This is a genomic window from Janthinobacterium sp. AD80, from assembly GCF_002878455.1.
GTDB lineage: Bacteria > Pseudomonadota > Gammaproteobacteria > Burkholderiales > Burkholderiaceae_D > Janthinobacterium.
Genome location: NZ_NRDQ01000238.1, coordinates 1 through 3,176, shown reverse-complemented (window position 1 = coordinate 3,176; position 3,176 = coordinate 1). Strand labels below are relative to the sequence as shown.

At 69.6% G+C, this 3,176-nt stretch carries 3 protein-coding genes; all 3 read left to right on the top strand.

All coding sequences use genetic code 11. From position 1 onward, the window contains the following. Positions 1-1,151: PLP-dependent aminotransferase family protein (locus tag JaAD80_RS27770; RefSeq protein WP_102299361.1), on the top strand; the 1,151-nt coding region annotated here is incomplete at its 5' end. Between the two features lie 40 nt (positions 1,152-1,191). Further along, positions 1,192-1,755: a DNA-3-methyladenine glycosylase I gene (locus tag JaAD80_RS27765; RefSeq protein WP_102299359.1), complete on the top strand. Its 564-nt coding sequence runs from the start codon at positions 1,192-1,194 to the stop codon at positions 1,753-1,755. After that, positions 1,755-3,176: FAD-dependent 5-carboxymethylaminomethyl-2-thiouridine(34) oxidoreductase MnmC (mnmC, locus tag JaAD80_RS27760; RefSeq protein WP_102299358.1), on the top strand; the 1,422-nt coding region annotated here is incomplete at its 3' end. The genes JaAD80_RS27765 and mnmC, both read left to right, overlap by 1 nt.

Here is a 3,176-nt window from a genome sequence, read left to right as displayed (position 1 = left end):
GGCAGGGCGTGGTGGCGGCCATGCGGCAAGTGGCGTTTCACCGTGGCCCGCTGCGCGCCTTCCGCGTCGGCATGCCGCGCATAGACCATTTTCCGTTCGACGTGTGGAACCGCCTGGAGGCGCGGCGCTGGCGCCGTCCCGATCACCACTTCGGCTACAGCGATCCGGCCGGCTTCCTGCCGCTGCGCGAACTGCTGTGCGTGTACCTGAAGGCGTCGCGAGGCATACACTGCACGCCGCAGCAGATCGTCATCACCTCCGGTTCGCAGCAGGCGCTGTTCCTGCTGTCGACCATTTTGCTGGCGCCGGGCGATTGCGCCTGGATGGAGTCGCCCGGCTACCGGGGCGCCAGCGGCCCGCTGCGCGCGGCGGGCGCCAAGGTCTTTCCCGTGCCCGTCGATGCGCAGGGGCTCGACGTGGCGCATGGCGTGGCGCATTGCCCGCAGGCGAAGCTGGCCTACGTGACGCCGTCGCACCAGCTGCCGCTGGGAGTGAGCATGAGCTTGCCGCGCCGCCTGGCCTTGCTGGCGTGGGCCGCGCAGAATAAAGCCTGGGTGGTGGAAGACGATTACGACAGCGAATACCGCTACACGGGCGCGCCGCTGGCGTCGCTGCAAAGCCTGGACCGCGATGGCTGCGTGGTGTATGTCGGCACCCTGTCGAAGGTCATGTTCCCCGGCCTGCGCCTGGGCTACATGGTGGCGCCGCCCGCGCTGGCCGAGTCGCTGGTACAGGCCAAGGCCGTGATGGACCGGCACACGGCCATCGTGCCGCAGATGGCGCTGGCCGACTTCATCGCCGAAGGGCACTTTGGCCGGCATATCCGCCGCACGCGCGACAGCAATGCCGAGCGACGCGACGCGCTGGTGCGCGGCATCGCCAGCGAACTCGATGAGCAACTGGCGTGCGGCCCGGCCGACAGCGGCCTGGATCTGTGCGCGTATTTTCGCGGTGGCCATGATGAGGAAACGGTGTCGCGCGCGGGGCTGGCGCAGGGCGTCGAACTGCGCCCGCTGGGCCATTATGCCGATCCGCTGGCCGGGCCGGCATGCATCGCGCCGCCGGGGCTGCTGCTGGGCTTTGCGGCGATTCCTCCCGCCGAGATGGCGCACGGCTTGCAGGTACTGGGACGCATCCTGCGCGGCCGATAAACTATACTGGCACTTGCCCGCACACGAAGATTCGATGACCATGACTACCACCCGCTGCTCCTGGGCCAATCCGGCCAACCCCCGCTACCTTGACTACCATGATACGGAGTGGGGCGTGCCCTGCCACGACGAGCGGCGCCTGTTCGAGATGCTGAACCTGGAAGGAGCGCAGGCGGGCCTGAGCTGGGAAACCATCCTCAACAAGCGCGAGACCTACCGCGCCGCCTTCGATGGCTGGGAAGCGGAAAAAATCGCCGCGTATGGCCCCGAGAAGGTGGCGCAGCTGCTGGCCGACCCCGGCATCGTGCGCAACCGCCTGAAGGTGGCGGCGGCCATCACGAATGCGCAAGCCTACCTGCGCCTGCGCGCGCAAGGGCAGACCCTGGACAGCTTCCTGTGGGCCTACGTCGATGGCCAGCCCATCGTCAACAGCTGGCAGCCCGGTGAATTTCCCGCCACGACGGCCTTGTCCGACAAACTGTCGAAAGACTTGCTCAAGCTGGGCTTCAAGTTTGTCGGCTCGACCATCATCTACGCCTATATGCAGGGCATCGGCATGGTCAACGACCACGCGCCCGCCTGTTTTTGCCGCGCGGGGCGCTGATGCGCCACGTCCCGGTCCTGCTCGACACGGATTTCGACGGCGCGCGCTTTCGCGCCGCCTGCGCCGCGCATGGCGGGCGGCATTTGCACTACATCGCGCTGGCGCCGCGTCCCGTCGATGCCAGCCATTTGCCGGACGAGTGGCGCGTGCAGTGGCCCCACTGCGTGCCGGGCCTGCACCGCATGGCGTCGCGCGATGGCCTCGTCACTCTCGATGTGCTGATCGGCGAAGCGGAGGCTTGCCTGGCGCAGCTGGTGGCGAAGGTCGACGTGGTCCACCTGGCGTGGGTGCCGGCCGCCGTGCCGGTGCTGGCGCGGCTGATGGTGGACGGCGGCCAGCTGCATGCCGTCCACCTGGATGAAGCGCAGCGCATGGCGCTGCAACAGAACGGCTTCGTGTTTGACGAGAGCCGCTTGCGCGCCGTGTTTTATGCAAGGCGCGGCCAGTACGAAGCCGCTCTCGCCCCCGAGCGCCGCGCCATCGTCATCGGTGCGGGCGTGGCCGGCGCGGCCGCCTGCGAACGGCTGGCCGCGCGCGGCTGGAAAGTGACCCTGGTGGAGCGCCATGCGCAGCCGGCCAGCGAGGCCTCGGGCAACCTGGCCGGCATCTTCATGCCGCTGCTGTCGAAGGATGACAACATCGCCACGCGCCTGACGCGCGCCGCCTACCTGTACGCGCTGCGCTACTGGCATGGCCTGGGCGGCATCGGCGCCGCCATCGAGGGCGCGCAATGCGGCGTGCTGCAGCTGGCGCGCGATGCCGAGCATGCGTACGTGCAGCGGCAGATCGCCGCCAGCGGCGTGTATCCGCCGGAATTCGCGCGCTGGCTGGAAGCGCCGCAAGCTGGCGCCATGCTGGGCGCGCCGGCGCCCGATGGCGGCTGGTGGTTTGCCGAAGGCGGCTGGGCGCGCCCGTCTTCCGTGTGCGCTGCCATGCTCGACGCCTGCGGCAGCCTGCTGACGCGGCGCTTTTCCAGCAGCGCCCTGCGCCTGGAACGCCTGGAAGACGAATGGCTGGTGCGCGATGCGCAAGGCACGCTGATCGCGGCGGCGCCGACCGTCATCCTGGCCGCCGGCACGGGCGCCGTACACTTCGAACAGGCGGCCGGCCTGCCGCTCGACGCCGTGCGCGGCCAGGTCACGCATCTGCCGCAAGGCCTGCTGCCGGCCATCCCCTTTGTCGTCTGCCGCGAAGCCTACATGACGCCGGCGCATGCGGGCATCGTTTGCGTGGGCGCCAGCTACGACGCCGACGCGGATGCCACGCTGCGCGCATCGAGCCAGCATGACAATATCGCGAAGACCGCCGACATCCTCGGCGTGGCCCCGTTCACCGCGCCGCTGGCGGGCCGCACGGGCTTTCGCTGCATGGCGCCCGACCGTTTGCCGCTGGCGGGCGCCTTGCCCGACCCCGGCGTGCCG